We start from the raw sequence: 24413 nt of genomic DNA on the forward strand, positions 1-24413 counted from the left end.
GGCAGGATGTGGGGTTGTGCGTCGTAGGGCCGGCTGGTGGGCTGGCAGGGCTGGCCAGTACCGGCGCCCACTACTCCTGTGCAGTCGCCTGCGGCCCCTGGCGGGGCCTCGATCGACTGCACGGACGACAGAGTGGCTGCGTCGGTGGTTCCAGGCCGCTGATCGGCGGGCCCCCGGGCACGTGAGTCTCGGCCCGCCATCCGTCGGCGGCCCGGGCACGTGCCGTTCGGCCGCGCAGTCGCCCGTGGCCCCTGGCGGGGCATCGATCGACTGCACGAATCGCGAAGGGTCCGTCGCGCCCGGGCGGCGGGCAGGTCAGCCCTTGCCGTAGCCCCGCAGCCGCAGGCTGTTGAGGACCACGAGCACCGACGACATCGCCATCGCACCGCCGGCGATCATCGGGGTGAGCATCCCGAACGCGGCCAGCGGGATCGCCAGGGTGTTGTAGCCGAACGCCCAGACAAGGTTCTCCTTGATGATGCGCAGCGTCTTGCGGGACAGGCCGATCGCGTCGGCGACCGCCTCGACGTCGGAGCGCATGAGCACGATGTCGGCCGACTCGGCGGCCACGTCGGTGCCCGATCCCATGGCCATGCCCAGGTCCGCCTGGGCGAGGGCCGCGGCGTCGTTGACCCCGTCGCCGACCATCGCCACGACCCGGCCCCGTTCCTGGAGGGCCTTGACGTGCGCGAACTTGTCCTGCGGCAGCACCCCGGCGTCGACGTTGCCCTCGTCGATGCCGACCTCGCGGGCGATCGCGCGCGCGGTGTGCTCGTTGTCCCCGGTCAGCAGGTATGGCGTGAGGCCCAGCTCGCGCAGGCGCTCCACCGCGGCGGCGCTCGTCGGGCGAGGGGTGTCGGTGACGGTGAGGGCCGCGCGGGCCACGCCGCCCCAGCCGACGAGGACGGTGGTCCCGGTACCGGCGTCGAGCGCGGCCCGCAGCTCGGCGGGCACCTCCTCGAAGAGGTCCGCCTTGCCGACGGTGACCTGCGTGTCCTTGATGGTCGCGCGGGCACCCTGGCCGGGCAGACTGGTGAAGGCGGTCGTGGGCACGACGTCGACGCCCCGCTCCCGGGCGCCCTCGACGATCGCCCGGGCGACCGGGTGCTCGCTGCCGGACTCGACGGCGGCCGCGGCCTTGAGCGCCGCCTCCTCGGAGAGCGCGCCGGTGGTGACGATGTCGCCCAGGACGGGCTCGCCGGTGGTCAGCGTGCCGGTCTTGTCGAGCACGACGGTGTCCACCCGGCGGGTGGACTCCAGGATCTGCGGGCCCTTGATGAGGATGCCCATCTCGGCGCCGCGGCCGGTCCCGGTGAGCAGGGCGGTGGGCGTGGCCAGACCCAGGGCGCAGGGGCAGGCGATGATCAGCACGGCCACGGCGGGCGCCAGCGCCCCGGCGACGGAGCCGCCGACGACCAGCCAGACCAGGAAGGTCAGCGCGGCCAGGACCAGAACGACGGGGACGAACACGGCCGAGATCCGGTCGGCGAGGCGCTGCACCGGGGCCTTGCCGGTCTGGGCCTGCTCGACGAGCTCGGTGATCCTGGCCAGGGTGGTCTCCCGACCGACGCGGGTGGCCTCGACGACCAGCCGCCCGTGCCCGTTGACGGTGGCTCCGGTGACCTCGTCACCGGTCGCCACCTCCACCGGCATCGACTCGCCGGTGACCATGCTGGCGTCCACGGTGCTCGCCCCGTCGACGACCCGGCCGTCGGTGGCGATCTTCTCGCCGGGACGGACGACGAAGCGCATCCCCTCGGTGAGGTCCTCGACCGGGATGCGGGACTCGGTCCAGGCACCGCTGCCGGCCTCATGACGCAGGACGGCCACGTCCTTGGCGCCCAGCTCCATGAGCGAGGCCAGGGCCGAGCGCCCCTGGGCCTTGGCCCGCGCCTCGATGTACCGGCCGACGAGCAGGAACGCCGTGACGACCGCGACGACCTCGAAGTAGAGGTCGTGGGTGAAGCCCGTGAACAGCGCGACGACGGACCATCCCATCGCCGCGGTGGTCCCCACCGAGACGAGGGTGTCCATGGTCGAGGAGAGGTGGCGCGCGTTGATCGCGGCGGCGCGGTGGAAGGGGTAGGCCGCCCAGAGGTAGACCGGCAGGGTCAGCACGAACTGCAACCAGTGCCCCGTCGTGCCCAGCGACTCCCGGACGGGCGGCACCATGTGCAGGACGGCCACGACGGCGGCGAGGACGCTGGCGGTGATCATCCGCGCCCGCAGGGAGTCCTTGCTGACGACGTCGTGGGTCATCGCCGGGGCCCGCACACCGCGCTCGTCCTCCAGCGGGGTGGCGCCGTAGCCGGTCTTCTCGACCGTGGCGACGATGTCGGCGACCGACAGCGCCGAGGGGAAGCTGATGCTCGCCTTCTCCGTGGCCAGGTTGACGCTGGCCTCGACGCCGTCGAGCTTGTTCAGCTTGCGCTCGATGCGCGACGAGCACGAGGCGCAGGTCATCCCGGTGATCGCCAGGTCGACGTGCTGGGCGGCGGTGTCGGTGGTGGGCTTCGTGCTGGTGCTCATGGCTCCTGCTCGGGAGGGGTGCGGGGTGGTGCCGGTGGGCCGGTCTGATGCGGCCGGCCCGGGTGCGGCCCGGGTCGACCGGACGCCCGGTGGCGGGCGCCCGGTCGGGTCGACGGGCGACTCAGACGGAGGCGGTGTAGCCGGCCTCCTCGACGGCCGCGCGGGCCGCCGGGAGGTCGAGCGGGCCGTCGGACTCGACGAAGACGTCCGTGTCGCCGCCCTTGACGAGGTCCTCGATCCGGACGTCGAGGACGCCGTCGACCTCCTTGAGCTCCTCGGTGACCGAGGAGACGCAGTGGCCGCAGGTCATGCCGCTGACGACGATCTTGGTGGTCTGGTTCTGGACGGGGGTGTCGGGGCTGGTCATGGGCTGCTCCTTCGTCGGTGGGTGATGGGGTCAGCTGCGCACGAGGCGGGCGATCGCGTCGGACGCCTCGCGGACGCCTCGCGGACCTGGCCTGCCCGGCCTCGTCGGACTCCTTGGCCGCGTCGACGACGCAATGGCCGATGTGGTCCTCCAGCAGGCCGAGACTGACCGCCTGGAGGGCCTTGGTCACCGCGCTCACCTGGGTGAGCACGTCGATGCAGTAGGTGTCCTCCTCGACCATACGGGCGATGCCGCGGACCTGTCCCTCGATGCGGCGCAGCCGCTTGAGGTAGTCGTCCTTCGATCCGGTGTATCCGTGCACAGCCATGCCAACAGCATACCCCTCTGGGGTATTCCGTCAGGACGTCAGCAGCGACCGCGAGCCCAGCAGGCGCTCCGGCGTCAGCCGGATCACCACCCGCCGCGGGTTGACCCGGGGCGGCCGGTAGCGGCTGGCGTACAGCTCCTCCGCCAGGGCCACCGCCTCGGGGTCGCGCTCGACGACCGCCCGGCCGGCGATGCTCAGCCAGCGCCTCCCGTCGACCTGGGCGACGGTGGCGCGCGCGTCGCGCTCGACGTTGCGCACCTCTGGCTCCCGTCGCTGGTGATGACGCGCACGACGCCGTCCCAGCAGGTGAACCCGACGGCGACGACGTGGATGAGGCCGCCCGGGCCGAACGTCGAGAGCGTCGCCAGGTGCCGCTCGGCGAGGAAGGTGGCGCCCGGCTCCCCGAGCCCGTCCAGGGTCGTGGTCACGGTGCGAACTCGCAGAAGCTCTCGTAGTGGTCGTCGGTGTAGTACCAGACCTCCGGGTCGGCCGCACCGCCGCCGGTGACGATCCGTCGGGCGCCGCGGTGGTCCAGTCCGGGCGTCTCCACCGTGTACTCGCGGTAGTAGCCGCGCGACTCGTCGGGCAGGAAGCCCTCGAAGTTGCCGAACGTCGACCCGTCCTTGCCTGGATAGGAGAAGGGGCCGCCGTCCTCGACGTCGTCGGCCACCTCGTCGAGCTCGTCGGGCAGCACGTCGTCCCAGCACGCGTCGATGCCGTCCCAGTCGCGGGTGTCCACCCCCCGCGGCTCGTCCGCACCCGCGGCGTCGCCGCCGTCGCCCGCCGTGCCGTCGCCCGACGCGCCGACGGGGGACTCGTCCTCGGCGTCCGCGTCGAACGGCGCGAACCCGTCGTCCGCCGTTCCCTCGTCCGGCTCCCCGGGCGTGCCGTCCTCGACAGGAGTCTGGCCCTGGTCCTGCGTCGTGGGGCCGGGCCGGGGGGCGTCGGCGCCGGGGCCCTCCCCGGCCCCGCCCTGGCCGAGCATCAGCCAGACGAGCAGCAGGACGACCAGCACCAGCAGCACGGCCGCCACCGGCCGGCTCAGCCTCACCGGTCCCCTCCTGCGTCCCTGTCCCGGCCGCGCTCGGGCCCGACGTCCGACCCGGCCGGCGGCCTGCCGATCCTCGCCTCGCCGAAGGCCACCACCGTCAGGGCGTCGACGTCGTCGAGGATCTCCCCGAGGATCCACCAGCCCCGACCGTCCGCACAGGCCAGCCGCTCGGCGTCCTTCCACAGCAGCGCGACCATCCGGCCGTCCCAGATCTGGTGCAGGTCGCGCAGGGTGTCGGCCATCGCGTCCAGGTTGCGCTCCGCGGGGGACGGCAGCCGCAGGGCGGCGGCCAGCTCCGCCTGGGTCCTGCGCAGGTCGGCGTCCACGGGCGTGGTCGCCTCGACCACGGCATACCCCGCGTCGGCCAGGTGCGTGCGCACCCCGTCGAGACGCTCGGCGGGCACGAGGATCATGCGTCCGCCAGGTGCTCGACGAGCTCGGCCGCCAGGCCGGTGTAGGTGGCCGGGGTCAGCGCGACGAGCCGCTCCTCCTCCTCGGCGGGCAGGCCCAGCCCCCGGACGAACTCCACCAGCTCGGCCTGACCGATGCGACGGCCGCGGGTCAGCTCCTTGAGCCGCTCGTAGGGGTTGGTCATCCCCTCGACCCCGCGCGCGGCGAGCGCCCGCATGACGGACTGGACCGGTTCGGCGAGCACCTCCCAGTTGGCGTCGAGGTCGCGGGCCATCGCCTCCGGCACCGCGTCCAGACCCGCGAGCCCGCGCGAGACGTTGTCCAGCGCGAGCAGGCCGTGCCCCAGCGCGGTGCCGATGTTGCGCTGCATCGAGGAGTCGGTGAGGTCGCGCTGAAGGCGGCTGGTCACCAGCGTGGTCGCGAGCACGTCGAGCAGGGCGTTGGACACCTCGAGGTTGGCCTCGGCGTTCTCGAACCGGATCGGGTTGACCTTGTGCGGCATCGTGCTGGACCCGACGGTGCCCTGGCCGCGGACCTGGGCGAAGTAACCCATCGAGATGTAGGTCCATGCGTCGGTCGCCAGGTTGTGCAGGATCCGGTTGAACCGGGCCACGTCGGCGTAGAGCTCGGCCTGCCAGTCATGGCTCTCGATCTGCGTGGTCAGCGGGTTCCAGGTCAGCCCCAGGTGCTGGACGAAGGTGCGGCTGACCTGCTGCCAGTCGGCGTCGGGCACCGCCACGACGTGCGCGCCGTAGGTGCCGGTGGCCCCGTTGAGCTTGCCCAGGTATGCCGCTCCTCCACCCGGCGCAGCTGGCGCCTGAGGCGCCAGGCAAGGACCGCCAGCTCCTTGCCCATCGTCGTGGGGGTGGCCGGCTGGCCGTGGGTGTGGGCCAGCAGGGGGACGTCCGCGAGCTCCCGCGCCATCGTGGACAGCTGGTCGACGAGCGCCGTCGCGCGGGGCAGCCAGACCTGGGTGACCGCCCCCTGCACCATGAGGGCGTAGGAGGTGTTGTTGACGTCCTCGCTGGTGCAGGCGAAGTGGACCAGCTCGCCGAACGCGTCGGCCCGTGAGGTGTCGTCGCCGTCGCTGCGGGCCAGGATCTGCGTCAGGCGACGGCGCAGGAAGTACTCGACGGCCTTGACGTCGTGGACGGTCTCGGCCTCGATCGCCCGCAGCTCCTCGATCGCGGCGGCGTCGAAACCGGTGACGACGGCCCGCAGGGCCGCCTGCTCCTCGTCGCTCAGCGACGGGGCCCCCGGGACGACCTGCTGCCCGACGAGGTGGAGGAGCCACTCGACCTCGACGTGCAGCCGGGCCCGGTTGAGCGCGGCCTCGGAGAGGTGGTCGACGAGGGGGGCGACCGCGCCGCGGTAGCGGCCGTCGAGGGCCCCCAGCGCGATCGGCGGGGTCAGCTCGGACAGGGGCGTGCGGGCGGCAGGCAGCGGCATGGGCCCATCTTCTCAGCCCGACGGACTGGGGTGGTGCAGCCTGGTCGTGACGGGCTCTACCGTCCGGTCGTCCGGTCGTCAGGTCGTCAGGCCGTGAGGCCGTGAGGCCGTCAGGCCGGGCAGCCGTCCGGTCGTCAGGCCGGTTCGGTCACTGCTTGGCGTCCGGGTCGATGTCGTCGGCGCGCAGGTAGTCGTCGGTCACCCGGTCCCGGTGCTCGCGGGCCACCCTGGTCGCCTCGTCCGCCTCGTCCTGCATCCGCCGGGCGCGCTGCTCGGCGTCCTGGGCCTTCTCCCGGAGCTCACGGGCGCGGTCCTCGGCGCCGGCCACGTAGGTCTCCCCGCCCTGGGCGCGCTCGCGCAGGTGGGAGGCCTCGGTGCGGGCCTGCTCCTGCTTCTTGCGGCGGGAGATGAAGAACCACGCCAGGAGCGCGGCCAGCACCACCAGCCCCAGGACGATCCACCAGATCGGGTCGATGTCGGACATGGCGCTCACGCTAGTGGACCGGACGCCCCCCGTCCTGCGCAGCAGCGAGGAGCCGGTCACCACCCGGGCGGACCTGCGGCCAGTCGCGCGCCGGACCGACCGGGCGGTGGCTGACGGCGACGACGGTGGCCGCGGCGCCCACCTGCCTGTCCAGGCCGGTGAGCGCCCGCTCGGCGGTGGCGTCGTCCAGGTGCGCCGTCGGCTCGTCCAGCAGCACGAGCGGACGGTCGGCCAGCAGGGCCCGCGCCATCGACAGCCGGGCGCGCTCGCCGCCCGACAGCCCGGTCAGCGGGGTGTCCAGGCCCTGGGGGAGGGTGGAGAACCAGTGGCCCAGGTCGACGGTGCGCAGCGCCGTCCTCATCGCCGCATCGTCGACGTGAGGGGCGGCGAGCGCGAGGTTGGCCCGGACGCTGCCGGCGAAGGCGTGCGGCTCGTCGTCCACGAGCGCGATCCGGGAGCGGGTCTGCTCGAGGTCGAGGTCCAGCAGGTCGGTCCCGGCCACCGTCGCCCGACCGACCTCCGGGTCGAGGTGGCGGGCCAGCACGGCCAGAGCGGTCGACTTCCCGGTGCCGTTGGGGCCGGTCAGGCTCATCCGCTCCCCGGCGGGCAGATCGAGGTCGGTCGGCGGCAGGTCCAGCCGGACGTGCACGCCGGGGGCCGTGGCCTCGGCGGCCACGCCGGGCGCCGGAACGCCGCACTCGTGCCCGGCACGGGCGACATGCGCCGGCCAGCGCGCCCCCACGCCGTCCCACCGCACCTCCGTCGGTGCACCGGCCGGCAGCCGCTCCCGTCCCCGCCCGGCGACGGCGGGCTCCTGGTCCAGCACCCGGTCCAACCGGGCGGGCGGCCGCCCGGGCCCGGCCCGGGCTCCGGCCACGTCGGCGAGCCCTACCCAGGCGTCGGCCAGGGCCATCGGGACCAGGGCGACGAGCGCGGCGTACGGGCCGCTCAGGTCACCGCCGGAGTGCGCGGCGGTGACGAGCACCGCGACCGCCGCGGTGGTCCCGGCCACGACGAGCCACAGGGCCGCCATCGTCCCGCCCCGGGCGGCCGCCAACCTGCTCTCGGCCCGCAGCTGGTCGCGCTCGCCGTCCACCACCGGGAGGAGCAGACGGGTCCGGTCGGCGTGCAGCCCCGTCGTGGCCTGCACCTGCAGCAGCCGCGAGACCAGTGCGGTCACGGTGTGCCGCACCCGACCACGTGCCGCGACGACGGACCCCTGCGCGGCCCGCTCAGCGGCATACCCGGTCGCACCCACGCCGAGGACGAGCAGCCCGCCGAGGGTGACCACCAGCCCAGCCACGGGCAGGTGCCACCCGGCGACGAGGGCGCCCACGACGGTGGCGATCACGGTCGACCAGGCCGGCACCGTCACCCGGACCTGCTCGTCGACGACGTCGTCCAGGTCGCGCACGACCGCGGTGAGCAGCTCACCCCGGCTCCTCCGCCCCAGCCGGGCGGGGGTCAGCGGCACGAGCCGCGCGAAACACCTCCGCCCGCCGGTCGGCCAGGTCGGCCAGCGCCACGTCGTGGGACAGGACCCGCTCGGCGTAGCGCAGCACCGGCCGCGCCAGCCCGAACGCCCGCACCCCCACGATGGCGACCATGAGGGTGAGCACGACCGGCTGCGTCGAGGCCTGCACGATGAGCCACCCGGACGTGGCCGTCAGTGCCACGCCGGCCCCGACCGACAGGCCGCCGAGGAGGCAGGCGGCGGCCAGGCCGGCGCGGCCCCGGGGTGCCCTCAGCAGGGGTATGCGGTCGTGGTCGTCGGCGGGCCCGTCCGCCGAGGCGCTCCCTGCGTCGGGGACGGGCAGGGTGCGGTCCGTCGAGGTGCTGCCGGACCGGTCACGGGCGGTCCGGGCTCCCCGGGCGGTCGCGGCGACCGGTGCGGCCCGGGTGGTGTGCAGCCTGGGTGCCGTCCCCCGGTCCTCGAGGGGTGCGGGCTCCAGGTGCCAGTGGTCGTCCGCCAGGGCCACGAGGTCGGGGTCGTGGGTGACCGCGACCACCCGCCGGTGCGCGGCGAGGTCGAGCACGACCCCGTGCAGCAGGGGCACGGAGCCGGCGGCGACGTTGGCGGTCGGCTCATCGAGCAGGACGAGGGGCCCGTCGGACAGCAGCGCCCGGGCCAGCGCCAGCCGGGCGCGCTGGCCGGCGGAGAGGCCGAAGCCGTCCTCGCCCAGGTCGGTGTTGAGCCCGTCGCGGTCCGCGAGGTCGTCCCAGAGACCGACCCGGCGAAGGGCGTCGACGAGGGCGTCGTCGGTGACCCCGTCCCGGTCGTCGACGCGGGGACCGGCCTGGAGCCCGGACGGCCCGGACGTCGGCAGGCCGGGCGCCACGAGCAGCAGGTTGTCACGCACGGTGCCCGGCAGCAGGACCGGCCGCTGGCTCGCCAGGTGGGCGCGGGGGGCGGTGACCGAGCCCGCGGTGGGGACCCGCAGGCCGGCCAGCAGCTCCAGCACGGTCGTCTTGCCGGCCCCCGACGGTCCGGTGAGCGCGGTCAGGCCGGGTGCGACCGTGGTGGACAGGTCCACATCCACCAGCGTGCGGCTGCGGCCCCGGTGGGCGTAGGACAGCGCGTGCAGCCCCACGCGCTCGGCCGGGCCCTGCTCCTGCGTGCCCCCGGTGCCCTCCTGCTGCGCGTCGGTCTCCCGCCCGTTCTCGGCCGGTGCAGCGTCGACCTCCCGCCCGTCCTCGGCCGGTGCGGGGTCGACGTCCAGCACCCCCCGTCGGCAGCCAGCTCGGCGAGCGCGGTCGACCCGTCGGCGGCGTTGTGGAACTCGGCACCGACCCGGCGCACGGGCCAGTAGGCCTCGGGGGCCAGCAGGATGGCCACGAGGCCGACGCTGAGGTCCATCGCGCCGTAGCCAGCCAGCCGCCCCACCGCCACGGCGACGAGCGCGACCGAGATCGTGGCCAGCAGCTCCAGGGCCGCGGTGGACAGGAACGCGGTCCGCAGCGTCGCCGTCGTGGCGGCACGGTGCCGTTCACCGACCTCGCGCACCACCGCGACCTGGTGGCGGGCCCGGCTGTAGGCCACCAGCGTGGGCAGTCCCCGGACCACGTCGAGGAAGTGCCCGGCCAGCTGGGCCATCGCCCCCCACCGTCGCTCGGTCTGCTCCTGGGTGTGCTGACCCACGAGCGCGGCGAAGACCGGCAGGAGCGGCAGGGTGAGCACGACGATGAGCGCGCTCCACACGTCCACGACGGCCAGCACGACGACGGCCAGCACCGGCACGACCGCTGCGGTGACCAGCGCGGGCAGGTAGCGGGCGACGTAGGGCTCCAGGGCCGACACCCCGTCGGTGGCCCGCGTCAGCGCCACGTCCGTCGGCGGACGCTCCTCCTCGGGGCGGCCGACCAGCGGCGCAGCACGGCGAGGCGCACCTGGCCGGACACCCGCTGCCCGGCCCGGCGCGCGACATACTCCCCGGCCCCGGCCAGCGCCCCGCGGAGGATGAGCAGCGCGACCAGGCCCGCGAGGACCGGTCCGAGGGGCCCGCCCCCGACCACCTGCGCGACGAGCAGGGCCAGGACGACCGCCTGCGCGACCGCGGTGACCCCACCCAGCACGCCGAGCACCGACAGCAGCGCCACCGGTCCGCGCGTGGCGGGGAGGGCCCGCAGCAGGCGGGGGTCGAAGGGGCGCGCGGACCGGCCCCTCGGGTCGTCGCTGCGGCGGCTCACCGCCGCCCGGCCACCGTGGGCCGGGTCTCCCCGGTGACGGCGGCGTGGTGGACGTCGGTCGGGATGTGGTGCCCCGAGATCCGTCTGCGGAAGGTCCAGTAGGTCCACGACTGGTAGAGCAGCACGATCGGGGTGAAGATCACCGCGACGACGGTCATGATGCCCAGCGTCTTCTGGCTGGAGGAGGCGTTCTCCACCGTCAGCGACCACGCGGGGTCGAGGCTGGAGGGCATGACGTCGGGGAACAGCGCCAGGAACAGCGAGACCGTCGCCAGCGCGATCGCGCCGAAGGTCCCGGCGAAGGCCCAGCCCTCGCGGCCGCGCCAGGCCATGAGCAGCGCGGCGACGAGGGCCGCCGCGGCCAGCGCCGCGGCCACCCAGGACAGCAGGCCGCCGGTGCGGGCGTGCACCAGGCCCAGCCAGACCACCGCGAGGACGGCGGAGACGACGCCGACCCTCAGACCCAGGGCCCGGGCGTCGTGGCGCAGCCGGCCGTCGGTCTTCAGCGCCACGAACAGCGCGCCGTGGGTGACGAAGAGGGTCAGCGTGACCAGGCCGCCGAGCAGGGCGAGCGGGTTGAGCAGGTTGAAGAAGCCCCCGACGTACTCCATGTCCTGGTCGATCGGAACGCCGACGACGATGTTGGTGAACGCCACGCCCCACAGCAGCGCCGGCAGGAACGAGCCGACGACGATCATCGCGTCCATCCGGGCGCGCCAGCTGGTCGAGTCGACCTTGCCGCGGTACTCCAGGCCGATCCCGCGCACGATGAGCGCGACGAGGATGAGCAGCAGAGGCAGGTAGAAGCCGGAGAACAGGGTGGCGTACCAGTGCGGGAACGCGGCGAACGTCGCGCCGCCGGCGGTGAGCAGCCACACCTCGTTGCCGTCCCAGAACGGGCCGATCGAGGACAGCATCTGCCGGCGCCGGGTCTCGCCGGTGTGCCGGACCGCGTCGGTGCCCGTGCCGGACGTCTCGTCCCGACCGAGGACCGGCAGCAGGGTGCCCACGCCGTAGTCGAACCCCTCCAGGACGAAGTAGCCGACCCACAGCACGGCGATGAGGATGAACCAGACGGTGGTGAGTTCCATGATCCGTTTCCTTGGGTATGCCGTGTTCTCAGTAGGTGAAGACGTAGGCGTCGTCGTCGGACCGGTCCCGCGGGTCGTAGGACGACGCGTCCTCGGGGACCTGCTCGGCGCCGGCCCGGCCGTAGCGCAGGATCAGGGCGACCTCGACGACCGCCAGCGCGCCGTAGAGCAGGGTGAAGACGAGCATCGAGGTGAGCACCTCGCCGGTCGTGGTCCCGGGGGAGACCCCGGTCTGGGTGGTCATCAGGCCCATGACCAGCCACGGCTGGCGGCCCATCTCGGTGAAGATCCAGCCGAAGCTGTTCGCCAGCAGCGGCATGAACAGCACCAGTGCCCCGGCCCAGCCCCACCAGGGGGAGGTGAGGCGGTGTCCGTGCTCGCCGTCGCGGGCGCGCAGCCGCCACAGCACCGCGGCGCCGACCGCCATCCCGGCGAAGCCCAGGCCCATCATCAGCCGGAAGGACCAGTAGGTCACCGGGATGAGCGGGCGGTAGTCCTCGACCTCGGTCAGCTCGCTGCCGGCGTAGGTCTGCTCGTAGCGCTCCTGGATGTGGTCGATCCCCTCGACCGCGCCCTCCAGGTCGCCGGTGGCCAGGTAGGACAGCAGCTTGGGCACGGTGAGCGCCCAGACCTCCTCGGTCCCGTCGAGCGTGCCCACGGTGATGATCGAGAAGGGGGCGCCCTCACCCTCGGGGACGTCCTCGTAGAGTCCCTCGGCGGCCGCCATCTTCATCGGCTGCACCTCGGTCATGATCTTGCCCTGCACGTCGCCGGTGCCGACGACGGCCACGCCGGCGACCAGGAGGGCCCAGGCGCCCAGGCGCGCGGCCCTGCGGTACATCGGCAGGTCGCCGCCGGGGGTCTGGCTGCGCCACAGGTGCCACAGCGCGAAGGCCAGCACGAACGCACCTCCGGTCATGTAGGCCGCGGCGACCACGTGCGGGAAGGTCACCAGCTGCACCGGGTTGGTCAGCACGGCCAGGAAGTCGGTCAGCTCGGCGCGGCCGGTGTCGGGGTTGATCCAGTAGCCGACCGGGTTCTGCATGAACGAGTTGGCCGCGAGGATGAAGTAGGCCGACAGCACGGTGCCGACGTGCACCAGCCACATGAACGAGGCGTGCAGCTTCTCCGGGATCCGTCCCCACCCGAAGATCCACAGGCCCAGGAAGGTCGACTCGAGGAAGAACGCCAGCAGCGCCTCGATCGCCAGCGGTGCTCCGAAGATGTCGCCGACGAAGCGGGAGTAGTCCGACCAGTTCATCCCGAACTGGAACTCCTGGACGATGCCGGTGACCAGGCCGAGCGCGAAGTTGATCGTGAACAGCTTGCCGAAGAACTTGGTCAGCCGCAGCCACTGCGGGTTGCGGGTGCGCATCCACTGCGTCTGCATGATCGCCACGAGCAGGCTCAGCCCGATCGTGATCGGCACGAAGAAGAAGTGGTAGACGGTGGTGATCCCGAACTGCCACCGTGCAAGGTCCAGTGCGTCCATGGCCTCTCCCTGACGGAACCGGCGCCCCCGGGGCGCGGCGTGCGGACGGCCCGCTGGGTGCGGGCACGTACTACCTACGGTCGTAACCTACTCCGCCGTCAGGGCCGGGAGAGGGAATTTAGAGGAACTGTGACGCACCAGACACCGTGGGGTCGCTCACAGGGGGGGGCCCTGCCGTCACCGTCGCCCTCACCGTCGGCCGGGCGTCGATGCAGCGAGACGCTGCGCGATCGGCGGACATATCACCCGATCTGTGACAGGTCTGCTGCCTGGACGTGCGGGCCGGGCGTCGCCGCCGGCTGCGGCGGGTGGCTCAGCCGGCGACGGCCAGGAGGGCCAGCGCCGGCGGCAGCAGCAGCACCACGAGCGAGGCGGTGATCAGGCCGGTGCGCATCCCGCGCGGCCGGGGAGGCGCCGCCAGGGCCCGGACCCGGACCGCGACCTGACCGGACCCGACGGCCGGCCCGGGTCGACCAGGTATGCGGTGCCCGCACCCGCGCCGAGGGGTTCGCCCGTGCGCCCGGGGGCGTCCCCGGCCGGCACGGCCATCGCCACGAGCGCCCTGGCGAGGGCCGTCGGGCCGGTGGACCGGGCCGCGGTGCGGTCGGCCAGCATCTCGGCCAGCAGGTGGACCTCCCCGAGCGCGCGGTCGGCCCGGACCCGGGCGGGCACGGCCTCGTGCAGCACGGTGAACAGCTCCAGGAGCAGGTCGTGGCGCTGGGTCAGGTGGGCGAGCTCGTGGGAGAGGACGGCTCCCAGCTGGTCGTCGTCCAGCCGGTCGACGGCGGCGCTGCTCAGCACGATGCGGTCGTCGCGACCGGGTAGGCAGTAGGCGGTCGGGCTGGCATGGGCCACGACGGCGACCGGGTGGCGTCGCGGCACGTGCGGGCCCGACGGCCGGTGCGCGGCGCCCGCCCGGTCCACCCCCGTCGGGGTGCCGTCGACGCCCGGGCCCAGCCGGTCCCCGACGAGGTCGACCAGCTCACGGTGGCGGGCACGCCGCCGGCGCAGGTCGGTGCCGACCCGGTGGCCCGACCAGAGCAGCCGGGCGAGCATCAGGCCGGACAGGACGACCGCCGCGGCGACCGCCGCGGCCAGCAGCCACGGGCGGTCGGTCGGCAGGACGAGCGCGGCGACCGGGGCCGCGAGCAGCGCGCTGGCCACGCCGGCCAGGCTGACCGCCTGCCACAGGAGCAGGGCCGGTCCCGGCGCCGCCCGCAGGCCGGTGCGGCCGGCGAGCAGGTGGGGGGCGACGAGGGTCAGCAGGAGGGCGCCGAGGATCAGCGCTGCGGTGACGACGACCCCCGTCACGGCGTCAGGTGTGGCGGCGCTCGACCTCGGCGAGGGCGGCCCGCAGGTCGTCCAGCTCGGCCGGGGAGGCGTCGTCCAGGAAGTGCATCATCGCCAGCGTGCGGTCGGCCTGGACGTTCTCCAGCGTCGAGCGCAGCGCCGTCGCGGCGAGCGCCTCGCGCGAGGAGGCGGCGGTGTAGCGCCACGCCCGCCCGTCCCGGGTGCGCTGCGCCAGGCCCTTCTTGGCCAGCCGGTCCAGGACGGTCATGATCGTGGTGTAGGCCAGCTCCTTGGTGCCCTCCATCCGCTCCATGACGTCGCGGACGGTGAGGTCGGGGCCGTGGGTCCACAGGGCGTCCATGACGACGCGCTCCAGGTCTCCCAGGGCAGCTTGACGACGAGGCATGGGTCCAGTCTACGACGGCGCGTCGGCTTTGACCCTACCCGGCGGGGTATCCCTGCGGGTTGGCCTGCTGCCACCGCCAGGTGTCGGCGCACATGTCCGCGACCGTCCGGGTCGCCCGCCAGCCCAGCTCGCGCTCGGCGAGGGAGGGGTCGGCGTAGGAGGAGGCGACGTCGCCCGGTCGGCGGTCGACCACCTCGTAGGGCACGGACCGCCCGCTGGCCTGCTCGAACGCGTGCACCAGCTCCAGCACGGAGGTGCCGCGGCCGGTGCCCAGGTTCCACACGGACAGGGGCTGGTCGTGGGCGGCGATCCGCCCGAGCGCCGCGACGTGCCCGGCGGCCAGGTCCTCGACGTGGATGTAGTCGCGCACCCCGGTCCCGTCGACCGTGTCGTAGTCGTTCCGAAGACGGCCAGGCTCTCCCGCCGGCCCACCGCCACCTGCGCGACGTAGGGCATCAGGTTGTTCGGCACGTCCGCCGGATCCTCGCCGATCCGCCCCGACGGGTGGGCGCCGACCGGGTTGAAGTAGCGCAGCAGCGCCACCCGCAGCCCGGGGTGGGCGGCGACGGCGTCCCGGAGGATCTGCTCGTTCATCACCTTGGTCCACCCGTAGGGGTTGGTCGCCGACGTCGGCAGGTCCTCGGTCATCGGCACGGGCGCGTCCGCGCCGTAGACGGTGGCCGAGGAGGAGAACACCAGGTGGGGTATGCCGTGACGCACCATCGCCTCGGCGACCGCGATCGTGGCGCCCAGGTTGTTCCGGTAGTAGTCCAGCGGTCGGGCCACGGACTCCCCGACGGCCTTGTAGGCCGCGAAGTGCACGACCGCCCCGAAGCCCGCGCCGTCGACGACCCGGTCGAGACCCTCGCGGTCGGTGACGTCGAGCCGGTGCACCTCGACGGGACGGCCGGCGAGCTCGGCGAGCCGGTCGACGACCGCCGGGCGGGCGTTCGAGAAGTCGTCGACCACGACGACCTCGTGCTCGGCCGCGAGCAGGTGCAGCACCGTGTGGGAGCCGATGTACCCGGCTCCGCCGGTGACCAGGACGCGCATGACCCCACCCTACGGGCGGGGGTGGTCCCCAGGCTGGCCGTCGTCAGCGCGGTAGGTCGCCTCGTCGAGCGGTGAGCCTGCGGGCTCGCCCGTCGGGTCGGCACCGCGCGTCTCGGGGCGTCCGAGTCGTCCGGCGTCATCGGGGTTCTGCTCCGCACCGGGGTGGCGGGGCGCCCCGGCCGAGGGCTCCGGCGTGGCCTGCTGCCCCACGGCCTCGGCCAGCGCGTCGAGGTAGTCGTCGACCGCCCTCTCCTCGTAGCCGCTGCGCAGTCCGGTGGTCCCCCGGAAGCGGGTCTCGGCGATCACCGGGGCGCGCCCGCCGGAGCGGACGGCGTCGAAGACGTCCTCGACCAGGGCGTCGACCTGCTCGGTGTCGTAGCCGCGCCGCATCCTCGTCATGGGAAGGTCCTCGGCCACGGGCAGCATGTCCTCGTGCACGCCCGGGGGGACCGCGGCCGTGGGGCGCTCGTCGGAGGGCAGCGGCTGCAGGTCTCCGGTGGTGTCCTCGGTGCTCATCCTCCGATGGTGCCACCCTGGCGTCTCGCCCGCTCGTCGGTGCCCGGCCCGGGTCGGAGGATCAGGCGTCCCCACCCGCCCGGCCCGGGTCGGTGGATCAGGCGTTCCCGCCCGCCCGGCGACCGTCGTGCAGCTCCACGACCTGGTCGGCCCGGCCCATGAGGACGGGGTCGTGGGTGGAGACGACGCTGGCGATGCCCCGGGCGTGGGTGAGGTCGACGAGCAGGTCCATGATCGTGGCGGCGGTGTCGGAGTCCAGCTGGCCCGTGGGCTCGTCGGCGATCAGGATGTCCGGTCGCCCGACAAGAGCCCGGGCGATGCCGACCCGCTGCTGCTGCCCCCGGAGAGCTCGTAGGGGCGCTGCCGCGCGTGCCGGTCCAGCCCCACCATCGCCAGTGCCTCGGCGACCCGGGCGGAGCGCTCGCCCGCGGGGACCTGCCGCAACCGCAGCGGCACCTCGACGTTCTCCTCGGCGGAGAGCACCGGGACGAGGCCGAAGCTCTGGAACACGTAGCCGATCCGCTCGCGCCGGACGGCGAGGACCTCCCTCTCGGGCAGCTCCGACAGCACCCTGCCGTCGTCGAGGAGAACCTGCCCGGAGGTGGGCCGGTCCAGCCCGCCGAGCAGGTTGAGCAGGGTCGTCTTGCCCGACCCCGACGGTCCGCGCACCACGGTCAGCCGCCCGCCCGGCACGTCCAGGTCGACGCCCGACAGTGCGTACACCTGCGTCGGACCGGTGCCGAACGTCCGGTGCAGGCCCCGCGCCGCCAGGACGACGACCGGGTGCCCTCCGGTCGGCCGCTCCTGCCCGCTCACCGCTTCTCCGTCCCCTCGGTGCCGTGCGTCTCGTCGTCCGGCCAGACCTGCACGTGGCTGCTCTCCTTCTCGATCCGGACCCGGTCGTGCAGCCCGAGCTCCTCGACGTGGGCACGGGGCAGCTGGATGCGGCCGGCCCGGTCGATGACGGTGTACTCCCGGGCGACCGTCCGCTCCACGCCGTCGGCGTCCACGACCCTCTGGCGCAGCACCTCGGTGGAGGTGCGCCCGTCCCGGATCTGGACCGTGCGCCGCACGTGGTCGGAGACGGTGGGGTCGTGGGTGACGACGAGGACGGTGGTGCCCAGCTCCTCGGCCGCCGAGCGCATCGCCCCGAGCACCTGCTCGGAGGCGGCGTCGTCCAGCTCGCCGGTCGGCTCGTCGGCGAGCAGCACGGAGGGGGAGTTGGCCAGGGCGGTGGCGATCGCCACCCGCTGCTGCTGGCCGCCGGAGAGCTGGGCCGGACGCCGGCCGGCGCAGTCGGCCACGCCCAGCAGGCCAAGCAGCTCCTCGACCCGGGCGGCCCGTTCCTTCCGCCCGCTGATGACCATCGGCAGCGCCACGTTGTCGGCCGCGGTGAGGAAGGGCAGCAGGTTGCGCGAGGTCTGCTGCCAGACGAAGCCGACGACGGAGCGCTGGTAGTCCACCCGCTGCGCCCGGCTCATGGCCATCAGGTCGACCCCGGCGACCCGGGCGCGGCCACCGGTGGGACGGTCCAGCCCGGAGAGGATGGTGAGCAGGGTCGACTTGCCCGAGCCGGAGGCGCCGACGAGGGCGACGACGTCACCGGGGTCGACGACGAGGTTGAGCCCCTGCAGGGCCTGCACCTCCACGCCCTCGGTGGAGTAGATGCGCACGAGGTCCTCGCACCAGATGTCGGGTCGTGCGGGTGTGGCGTTCATCGGTCCTCCCCGACGCGCAGGGCCTGCGCGAGGTTGGTGCGCCCGGCGAGCCGGGCGCTGACGGTGACGGCGGTCAGGACGGTCAGGACGACGGCGGCCAGGACGGCGCCGACGACGAGCGGGTCGACGGCCAGGGGCGGCTGGGACCGCCCGCCGGTCAGACCGGTGAGGTCGAGGGCCCGGACGAGCACCCAGGGCACCGCCAGCCCGAGGACCGCGCCGACCAGGAGCGAGGTGGCCAGCACCGGACCCAGCTCCCAGGCGGTCAGCGCACGGGTCTGGCCGGGGCGAAGCCCCAGGGTGCGCAGGACGGCGAGCAGCTGGGAGCGAGCCGCGGTCCCCATGAGCTGGACGACGAGGACGGCGAGCACGGTGAGCAGCCCCGTCAGCACGGTGGCCCCGACGAAGGCCCGGGTGAGCCCGGTCGTGACAGGGGCCGAGGTGAAGGAGTCCAGCTCCTCCTGGACGGTGGTGACCACCCCTGGGCCGACGAGCTTCTGCACCGCGTCCGCGACCGCACCGGTGTCCGCTTCCTGGGTGGTCGAGACCAGCGCCGCCCGGGCCGTGGGCATCCGGCGTCCGAGGTCGGTCCACCGGTCGGCGTCGATGAGCGCCCAGCTGCCGGGCGTCTGCACGCCGGGCAGCTCGGGAAGGTGCCCGACGACCTCGACCGGCCCGTCCACGCCCCGCAGGGTCGCCGCGCCCACCCGGTCGGGGGCGTCGCCCCCGGTGACCAGGGGGATGGGGCCGCCGTCGGCGTACAGCCGCGACGACGGACCGGGGGCGGGCGACCCGGGGCCGACCACCTGCTCCAGCGCGGGGTCCACGACGAGGATCCGCAGCGGCGTGCGGTCACCGTCGACGAAGAGCTCCTGGGTGGTGCCGACGTCCGCGACCCGGGCGACCGCCGCCACCCCCTCGACGCCGGCGAGCTGCTCGACCAGCGCGTCCGTCATCACCGGGCCGTTGACGCGGACGGCGGCACCGTTGGCCTGCCACGCTGCGGCCTCGGCCCCGCGGGTCACCGTCGTCAGCAGCACCGCGCTGACCAGCGCGACGGTGGTCCCCAGGACGACGGCCAGGGTGGGGACGAGTCCTCCGGCGGGGTCGCGCAGGGCACGGGCCGCGCCGAGGAAGGGCGTCAGCCCCCGGCGGTCGCGGAGCACCCGGGTGAGGGCGGCGAGCGGGACCGGGTAGAGCCGCAGGGCCACGACGCACGCGGCCAGCGCCAGCAGTACCGGGGTGGCGGCCGCGAGCAGGTCGACGCCGGAGGTCCCCGGGTCGTCGCCCCGCGAGCTGCGGTCCAGCAGCCGCCAGGTGGCCAGCCCGGCCAGGGCGACGACGGCCGCCTCCACGACCCACCGCCACCGCGAGCTGCTGCGGCGGGAGAGGTCGCGCCGGGTCTGCAGGAGGGAGGCGTCGTCGACGGACGCGGCCAGCGCGACCGCCGGGGCGGCGGCCACCGCCGCCGTGACCAACCACTCCTGCCAGCGCCCGCCCCCGGGCAGCAGCGCCCGGGCCAGGACGTGGCCGAGGAGGGCCGCCGGGACCCCGACGGCAAGCCCCTCGACCATCGCGATCCACCGCAGCTGCCGAGGGCCGGCCCCCCGGGCCAGCACGAGCGCCACGGACGGACGGCGCCGCTGGACCACCAGCCGGGCGGCAAGGCCGACGACCGCCAGCGCGACCCCGAGGGGCCCGGCGGCGACCACCGCGAGCAGCGAGGACGTCGCCCGCTGCTGGCGGACCACCTGGTCGAGGGTGCCGGTCAGCCCGGTCGCGAACGCGGGCGTCTGGTCGGCCTCGATCGGACCCAGCGCGGGGTCGCCGGCCTCCACGAGCGTGTGCTGCTGGGCGAGCATGCCGGTGAGCTGCCGGCGGACCAGACCCACGTCCACGCCCGTCCCGGACACGGCCGCCGGGTCGACGGGGAACCACAGCTCGTGCCGGACCGCGGTCGGCTGACCGAGGTAGCCGCGGCTGCCGGGGTCCACGAACGCGGTGACCAGGGCGGCCTGCCCGCGGTTGGGGTCGAAGAGCACCCCCATCCGGACGCCGTTGTCGACGTGCTGCCATCGCGGGTCCTGCGGGTCGAGCGGCCGGTACGTGCCGGCGACCACCAGCGGACCGACCCGGTCGCCGACCTCCCACAGCAGCTCCTCCGCGGCCTCCTCGAGGACGACCACCGGCACCCCGTCACCGGGTCCCCCGTCCGCTCCGACGTCGCGTCGTCCTCCGTCCGCTCCGACGTCGCCTCCTCCACCCCCGGCGTCGTCGGACGCGTCGACCCCGGGCCCGCCCCACGGGCCCGGGAGCGTGCCGTCGACGACCTCCACGTGCTCGGCCAGGTCCGGGTCCGCGTGGACGGCCACGTCCGCGCCGTAGTAGCCGCTCTCCACGTCCGGGACGTGCTCGACCGCGGTGGTGGCGCGGGCGTACATCTGCGCCTCCTGCAGCATCGACCGCAACGGCTCGGGCTGGGCGGCCCGGATGCGCGTCGCGCCCTCCTCGAACGGCGCCCACGGGTCGACCCCCGGCGGGGCCGGCACCTCCACCGTGCTGCTCCACCGGCCGGTGACGTCCCGCTGCAGGGCGGACAGGCCGCCGACGTCCTGGGCGAGCTGACGGTCGTTGACGTCCTGCAGGGCGCGCGGCACCGCGGTGAGCAGCAGGGAGACCACAGCCACCAGCAGGGCCAGCCCCACGGAGACCCACGGGTCGGCGGCGAACTGGCGCCACGCCATACCTGCTCCGGTATGCCGTCGCGTCCCGCGGTGGCGCCCGCTCACCGGATCTCCTCCCGGTAGCCGGTGTCCAGCGCCTGCCGGCGCACCCGGGTCGCCTGGGCGAGCACGACCGCGGCGACGGCGACCGCGCCGACGCTCATCAGGGAGGCCCACGGCAGGACCTCCAGGTGCAACGGAGCGGCCAGGGCGACCTGGTCGGCGGCCGTGGTGGAGCGCGCCAGCTCGGGCACGACGGCCCGGGCGACGAGCAGGCCCGCGCCCAGCCCGAGGGCGACCGAGGCGGCCACCACGCCGCCGAGCTCGAGGGCCCGGGATCGCGCCTGGGCGGCCGGCGGCATGCCCAGCGCCCGCAGCACCGCCACCTCGGGCCGACGCCCACCCAGCAGGGTCGCCGCGACCGCGCCGATGCCGGTGGCCGCCAGCAGGACGGCCCCGGCCGAGGCCACCCAGAAGACCCGACGGGCGGCGCCGGTCGCGTCGGTGACGAGCGCGGCGCGAGAGGCGGGCCCGGCGGCGGAGACCACGTCGTCACGACCGGCGAGCGCCTCGATCACGGCCGTCTCCTCACCGGGGGCGGTCGCGGCCCACAGCTCGGTCGGGAAGGGGAGCCCGCGGTCGTCGACGGCCAGCGCCCGGACCAGGCCGTCGCGGTCGAGCAGGGCGGCGCGGGGGGAGAGGGTGCCGGGAACCGCCGGCACCAGGGCGGCGACGGTGACCGGCACGTCGGTCCCGAACGCCTCGACCAGGGCGGCGTCGCCGACGCCGAGCTCGGCGGCGCGGGCCGCCTCGGGGGTGAGGGCCACCGGCACCGGCTCGACGGCGGCGTCGGTGCTGCCGGCCGTGCCCGGCGGGGCGAGCGGTCCTTCGGCCGGGGGAGGGCGGTAGCTGCGACCGGGACCCACGACGACAGTCTCCTCGGGCCAGTTGCGGCGGCCCGCCCCGCGCAGGGTCCAGGTGCTCTGCGACGTGTCGAGGGACGCGGGCACGAAGGCCGCGTCGTCGAAGACCCAGATGTCGCCGGTGACCGCGTCCACCCTCGTCTCCACGAGGTCGCGGCCCTCGGCCTGCGCCTCGGCCGCCAGGCGCTCGGCGTCGTCCTGCGCGGCCCGTGCCACGTCCGGCGGGGCCAGCTGCTCAGCCCCCCAGTCGTCGGTGGCCGGGCCGAGCACGTGGTCGCCGTCGCCGGTGGTCACCGAGAGTCGCGCGTCCACCTGCGCGGGCACGGGGTCCCACCGGTCCTGCGGCGTGAGCGGGGCCTCGAGGCGGACGTCCAGGAGCACCTGGGTGCTGCCCTCGGGAAGGGTGAAGGTGAGCGTGCCGGCACCGCCACCGGGCTCGACCTCGGCCTCGGTGTAGGGACGCCCTCCTGCGGCGTGACCACCGGCCGCTGGACGGTGAGCGGTGGGCCGTCCACGACGTCGAGCGTCCCGCTGGTCGGGTCGAGGAGGGTCAGCGACACGGTCCAGGTGACCCTCCGGTCGTCCGCGGCGGCGCGGAGCTGGTCGTCGACGACCTGACGGGCCAGCGACCTGGCATCCTCCTCGGGGAGCGGTCCGCCGCCGTACGCCCCGTCGACGTAGTTCTGGACGTCCTGCTCATACCCCTCCTGGAGGGTGCGCAGGGACTCCTCCTCGACGGTGAGCTCGACGTCCAGGGTCGCCTCGAGGGTGGTCGTGCCGTCGGGGAGAGGAATGCCGTCCGCGGTCGGGCCCTCCGTCGTGAGGGCCACGACGGGCACGAGCGGGTGGATGGCCCCGCCCCCGCCCCCGCCCCCGCCCCCGTCCGGCTCCGCCTCCCTCGTCGAGGTGCCGGCCAGCTGCGGCCGGGTCGCCACGGCCGCCAGGTCGGCGACGGGGGAGACGGTGAGCCGGACCTGCGCGTCGCCGAGCCGGGCACCGTCGTCGACCCACACGGGTGCGGACCGCAGGACACCCGGTGTGCCCTGAAGGGTCGGCGGGGGCGGAGCCACCACCCCCGGATCGACGGTGGCCGGGGGCTCCGCCAGCACGGCCCGGACGGGGGCGCCCTGGGCCACCGAGCGCAGGTCGTCCCGCAGCTGGGCCGAGGTGCCGGCGTAGAGCCCCGACAGGGTCGTGGCCCCGACGGCGAGGACCGTGAGGACGGCGGGCACGGCGTAGACCGGCAGCCGGCGGGAGACCTGGGCGGCGGCCAGGTGACCGGTGGCGCCCCGGCCCGGGCGGGTGAGGACCTCGACCAGCCGGCCGACCGGGCCCAGCAGGGCCATCGCCACGACCGCGGCGGCGGCCAGCAGCAGCGCCGGTGCGGCGCCGGCGACCAGGTCGGTGCCGAGGGAACCGTCCTCCCGGGTCACGACGGGGGACCCGTGCCGACGCAGCTGCCACCAGGCCACGGCCGCCGCGCCGAGGACCAGCACCACGGTGGCCAGCGCGGTCGCGGCCCGGGTGCGCCCGGACACGTCGGCCCGACCTCCCGCGGTGAGCCGGCGCACCTGCAGCCCTGCGACGGCGACGAGCACGGCGAGGACCGCGGTGCCGGTCAGCAGAGCGACCCGCACCACCGTGGACCCCTGGCCGTCCCCGGCGGGCACGGCCTGCAGGACTCCCCACGCGGCAGCGCCGCCGAGGGCGGTGCCGACCAGCGCGACGACGGCGGACTCGACGACGGTGCTGCCCATCACCTGGGCGCCGGTCGCCCCGCGGGCCAGCAGCAGCTGGTGCTGCGGCTCCCGGGTGGTCGCCAGGAGCCTGGCCAGCTGGACCACGGACAGCATCGTCACCAGGACGAGCACCGAGAGCGGGACGACGCCCAGGGCCCGGGCCGTGGCCAGGTTGGTCGCGGCCGTGCCGGCGGTGGGGGCCAGGTCGCCGTCGACGGTCACGCCGCGGACGTCCACCTCGGGCGTCTTCATCGACGACCGCAGGCTGGCGGCAGCGGAGGCCAGGTGGGCCAGGTCGTCCGGCTGGATCCTGCTCGCGTCGGGCTGGACGGTCCACCGGACGAAGGGGGCCTCCACGACGCGGACCACGCCGTCCGGCGGCACGACCAGCGGCCCGCGGTCGTCCCCGTCCCGACCGGCGGCCACGAGCGGGTCGCCGAACCAGAAGGCGTCGTCGGCGTCCACGGGGCGCCACATCCCGACCACCTCGACGACGCCGCCGCCGACGTCGAGGGTGTCCCCGACCTGCACGCCCCAGCTCTCGGCCGCCGCGGCGTGCAGCATGCCCTGGACCGGCTCGGCGTCCGGGGCGGGCCAGTTCCCTACGACGATCTCGACCCGCTCCTGCGCGGAGGCGTCCTGCGGCGTGAGGGAGGCGCTGCCCAGGACGACGAGCCTGCCCTCCAGGCCGGTCCCCCCGAGGCCGACCGGGCGCGGCTCGCTGACGACCGTGCGCTGGACGCTGACGGGGGCGGGGGGGGAGAACGCCTCGTCGACGAGACGGCGGGCGGCCGCGTCCTGGGCCTGCGGGTCCTCGGCCTGGCGGGTCTGCACCCGGATCCCGGCCTCCTGCGGCACGGCCCCGGTCAGCGAGGCCCGGGCGGCGGTCGTCGCCGCCGCGCCCGAGTACCCGACCGTCCCGGCGAGGATCGCGGTGGTGGCGGTGACGAGGACGAGGAGGGTCAGCAGCAGACCGGTGGACGCGCGGGCGCGACGGATCGCCCACCCCCACCACGTCGTCATGGGCCGAACACTAGACGCGGCCACCGACGTCTCCTCCGGCAGGTCTCGCCCCCCTCGGTCTCCGCTCCGGGACCGTCCACGGCCATCCGTGCAGGACCGTGGTCAGCCCTTCTCCCGCAGGTCCACGATCCGG

General features: G+C 75.0%; 19 protein-coding genes and 4 pseudogenes. All 23 read right to left on the reverse strand.

Annotation, left to right across the window (positions count from 1 at the left end):
• Positions 1 to 315 precede the first annotated feature (315 nt).
• The gene (locus ACQ95T_RS01555; RefSeq protein ID WP_425943053.1) at positions 316 to 2529 is read right to left on the reverse strand and encodes a heavy metal translocating P-type ATPase; all 2214 of its coding nucleotides are present in this window, start codon (positions 2527 to 2529) and stop codon (positions 316 to 318) included.
• Positions 2530 to 2650: 121 nt separating this feature from the next.
• Positions 2651 to 2896: a heavy-metal-associated domain-containing protein gene (locus ACQ95T_RS01560; RefSeq protein WP_425943054.1), complete on the reverse strand. Its 246-nt coding sequence runs from the start codon at positions 2894 to 2896 to the stop codon at positions 2651 to 2653.
• Between the two features lie 30 nt (positions 2897 to 2926).
• Positions 2927 to 3218: pseudogene (locus ACQ95T_RS01565) on the reverse strand (metal-sensitive transcriptional regulator).
• Between the two features lie 36 nt (positions 3219 to 3254).
• Entirely contained in the window at positions 3255 to 3482 is a 228-nt protein-coding gene (locus ACQ95T_RS01570) for a hypothetical protein (protein ID WP_431473431.1), read from the reverse strand.
• Between the two features lie 166 nt (positions 3483 to 3648).
• Positions 3649 to 4275 carry a ribonuclease domain-containing protein gene (locus ACQ95T_RS01575; protein ID WP_425943056.1) on the reverse strand — a complete coding sequence of 209 codons (627 nt, stop codon included), beginning with the start codon at positions 4273 to 4275 and terminating at the stop codon, positions 3649 to 3651.
• The gene (locus ACQ95T_RS01580) at positions 4272 to 4688 is read right to left on the reverse strand and encodes a barstar family protein (RefSeq protein ID WP_425943057.1); all 417 of its coding nucleotides are present in this window, start codon (positions 4686 to 4688) and stop codon (positions 4272 to 4274) included. The genes ACQ95T_RS01575 and ACQ95T_RS01580 overlap by 4 nt, the downstream gene beginning before the upstream one ends.
• Positions 4685 to 6135: pseudogene (gene purB, locus ACQ95T_RS01585) on the reverse strand (adenylosuccinate lyase). The gene ACQ95T_RS01580 and the pseudogene purB overlap by 4 nt, the downstream one beginning before the upstream one ends.
• 148 nt (positions 6136 to 6283) lie before the next feature.
• Positions 6284 to 6619 (reverse strand): LPXTG cell wall anchor domain-containing protein, encoded by a 336-nt coding sequence (locus tag ACQ95T_RS01590; protein ID WP_425943059.1) that lies wholly within the window; start codon positions 6617 to 6619, stop codon positions 6284 to 6286.
• A 10-nt stretch (positions 6620 to 6629) separates the two neighbouring features.
• Positions 6630 to 8093: an ATP-binding cassette domain-containing protein gene (locus tag ACQ95T_RS01595; protein WP_431473432.1), complete on the reverse strand. Its 1464-nt coding sequence runs from the start codon at positions 8091 to 8093 to the stop codon at positions 6630 to 6632.
• Positions 8050 to 9210 carry an ATP-binding cassette domain-containing protein gene (locus ACQ95T_RS01600; protein WP_431473883.1) on the reverse strand — a complete coding sequence of 387 codons (1161 nt, stop codon included), beginning with the start codon at positions 9208 to 9210 and terminating at the stop codon, positions 8050 to 8052. Before ACQ95T_RS01600 ends, ACQ95T_RS01595 begins: the two co-directional genes overlap by 44 nt.
• On the reverse strand, positions 9120 to 9944 hold the full coding sequence (locus ACQ95T_RS01605; RefSeq protein WP_431473433.1) for an ABC transporter transmembrane domain-containing protein: 825 nt from the start codon (positions 9942 to 9944) through the stop codon (positions 9120 to 9122). The genes ACQ95T_RS01600 and ACQ95T_RS01605 overlap by 91 nt, the downstream gene beginning before the upstream one ends.
• The gene (locus ACQ95T_RS01610) at positions 9935 to 10306 is read right to left on the reverse strand and encodes a hypothetical protein (RefSeq protein ID WP_431473434.1); all 372 of its coding nucleotides are present in this window, start codon (positions 10304 to 10306) and stop codon (positions 9935 to 9937) included. The genes ACQ95T_RS01605 and ACQ95T_RS01610 overlap by 10 nt, the downstream gene beginning before the upstream one ends.
• Complete coding sequence (gene cydB, locus ACQ95T_RS01615; RefSeq protein ID WP_425943061.1) at positions 10303 to 11397, reverse strand: cytochrome d ubiquinol oxidase subunit II; 1095 nt, start codon at positions 11395 to 11397, stop codon at positions 10303 to 10305. The genes ACQ95T_RS01610 and cydB overlap by 4 nt, the downstream gene beginning before the upstream one ends.
• Positions 11398 to 11425: 28 nt before the next feature.
• The gene (locus ACQ95T_RS01620) at positions 11426 to 12889 is read right to left on the reverse strand and encodes a cytochrome ubiquinol oxidase subunit I (RefSeq protein WP_431473435.1); all 1464 of its coding nucleotides are present in this window, start codon (positions 12887 to 12889) and stop codon (positions 11426 to 11428) included.
• Positions 12890 to 13267: 378 nt separating this feature from the next.
• Positions 13268 to 14200 (reverse strand): M56 family metallopeptidase, encoded by a 933-nt coding sequence (locus ACQ95T_RS01625; RefSeq protein ID WP_431473436.1) that lies wholly within the window; start codon positions 14198 to 14200, stop codon positions 13268 to 13270.
• A gap of 4 nt (positions 14201 to 14204) precedes the next feature.
• The gene (locus ACQ95T_RS01630) at positions 14205 to 14585 is read right to left on the reverse strand and encodes a BlaI/MecI/CopY family transcriptional regulator (RefSeq protein ID WP_425943064.1); all 381 of its coding nucleotides are present in this window, start codon (positions 14583 to 14585) and stop codon (positions 14205 to 14207) included.
• Between the two features lie 34 nt (positions 14586 to 14619).
• Positions 14620 to 15638, reverse strand: a pseudogene (gene galE / locus ACQ95T_RS01635) (UDP-glucose 4-epimerase GalE).
• Between the two features lie 9 nt (positions 15639 to 15647).
• A complete protein-coding gene (locus tag ACQ95T_RS01640; protein ID WP_425943066.1) occupies positions 15648 to 16154 on the reverse strand; it encodes a hypothetical protein in 507 nt (168 codons plus the stop codon).
• Between the two features lie 97 nt (positions 16155 to 16251).
• Positions 16252 to 16970 (reverse strand): annotated as a pseudogene (locus ACQ95T_RS01645) (ABC transporter ATP-binding protein).
• Complete coding sequence (locus ACQ95T_RS01650) at positions 16967 to 17872, reverse strand: ABC transporter ATP-binding protein (RefSeq protein ID WP_425943068.1); 906 nt, start codon at positions 17870 to 17872, stop codon at positions 16967 to 16969. The pseudogene ACQ95T_RS01645 and the gene ACQ95T_RS01650 overlap by 4 nt, the downstream one beginning before the upstream one ends.
• Positions 17869 to 20661 (reverse strand): FtsX-like permease family protein, encoded by a 2793-nt coding sequence (locus ACQ95T_RS01655; RefSeq protein WP_425943069.1) that lies wholly within the window; start codon positions 20659 to 20661, stop codon positions 17869 to 17871. The genes ACQ95T_RS01650 and ACQ95T_RS01655 overlap by 4 nt, the downstream gene beginning before the upstream one ends.
• Entirely contained in the window at positions 20658 to 21899 is a 1242-nt protein-coding gene (locus ACQ95T_RS01660; RefSeq protein ID WP_431473437.1) for an FtsX-like permease family protein, read from the reverse strand. Before ACQ95T_RS01660 ends, ACQ95T_RS01655 begins: the two co-directional genes overlap by 4 nt.
• Positions 21809 to 24280 (reverse strand): hypothetical protein, encoded by a 2472-nt coding sequence (locus ACQ95T_RS01665; protein ID WP_431473438.1) that lies wholly within the window; start codon positions 24278 to 24280, stop codon positions 21809 to 21811. The genes ACQ95T_RS01660 and ACQ95T_RS01665 overlap by 91 nt, the downstream gene beginning before the upstream one ends.
• Between the last annotated feature and the right edge of the window lie 133 nt (positions 24281 to 24413).

Origin of the sequence: Ornithinimicrobium carbonis, from assembly GCF_050703245.1 — a bacterium.
In the GTDB taxonomy this organism is placed as follows: Bacteria; Actinomycetota; Actinomycetes; order Actinomycetales; family Dermatophilaceae; genus Ornithinicoccus.